The sequence below is a fragment of the Pseudoflavonifractor sp. An184 genome, from assembly GCF_002160305.1.
GTDB lineage: Bacteria > Bacillota > Clostridia > Oscillospirales > Oscillospiraceae > Lawsonibacter > Lawsonibacter pullicola.
The window spans coordinates 1-797 of record NZ_NFKI01000148.1 but is presented as its reverse complement, the minus strand read 5'-3'; the positions used below and the strand labels follow the sequence as shown (position 1 = coordinate 797).

Below are 797 nucleotides of genomic sequence, written 5' to 3'. Positions count from 1 at the left end.
GGACCTCAACCCAGACCCAGCCGTCGTTGATCTGGAGGTCGCCCTCCCAGACCAGCTCATAGCCCTCGGGGATGTCCTTAAAGGTGCTGGTGTTTACCATGGTGGCGTCGGCGGCCACGGTGACGGACCCCTCAGCCACCTGCTGGTTGTTGATAACGTCCCAGTAGTTCAGGCCAACGGTCTTGGTCTCGGCCTCCACAGGACGGACCTCAACCCAGACCCAGCCGTCGTTGATCTGGAGGTCGCCCTCCCAGACCAGCTCATAGCCGGCGGGAATATCCTTGAAGGTGCTGGTATTTACGCTGGTGGCGTCGGCGTCCACGGTGATTGTGAAGCTCTCGCCCACCTGAGTGTTGTTGACAGTGTCCCAATATCTTACATTTACAGGAATAGTACTTTTAATTTCTTCGACTGTAACATCCTCCTTTCCGCCATCAGTTACGAAAAAATCGCCGAACTCCATCAGCTTAAAGCCTTCGGGCAAGTATTGCTCCAGAATCTCAAAATTCTGGATGCCCTCGGGCAGGAAGTAGTCGCCGCCAGCGACGAACTCGCCGTCAACGGTCACAAAGCGGATCTTCATGATGACATCTTCGCTGATCTTCTCAACGGTGATGTCCTCCTGGCCGCCCGCAGTGACGGTGAAGTCGCCGGACTCCATCATCTCGTACCCCTCGGGCACGTACTGCTCCAGAATGCTCATGTTCTGGATGCCCTCGGGCAGGAAGTAGTCGCCGCCGGCAACGAAGGTGCCGTCAGCCAGCACGAAGCGGATGTTCATGATGACATCTTTGTTG

Annotated in this window: 1 protein-coding gene; it reads right to left on the bottom strand. The window is 56.3% G+C overall.

Annotated features, from left to right (window positions below; genetic code table 11):
* Positions 1 to 797: hypothetical protein (locus tag B5F19_RS17615; protein WP_162612613.1), on the bottom strand; the 797-nt coding region annotated here is incomplete at both ends.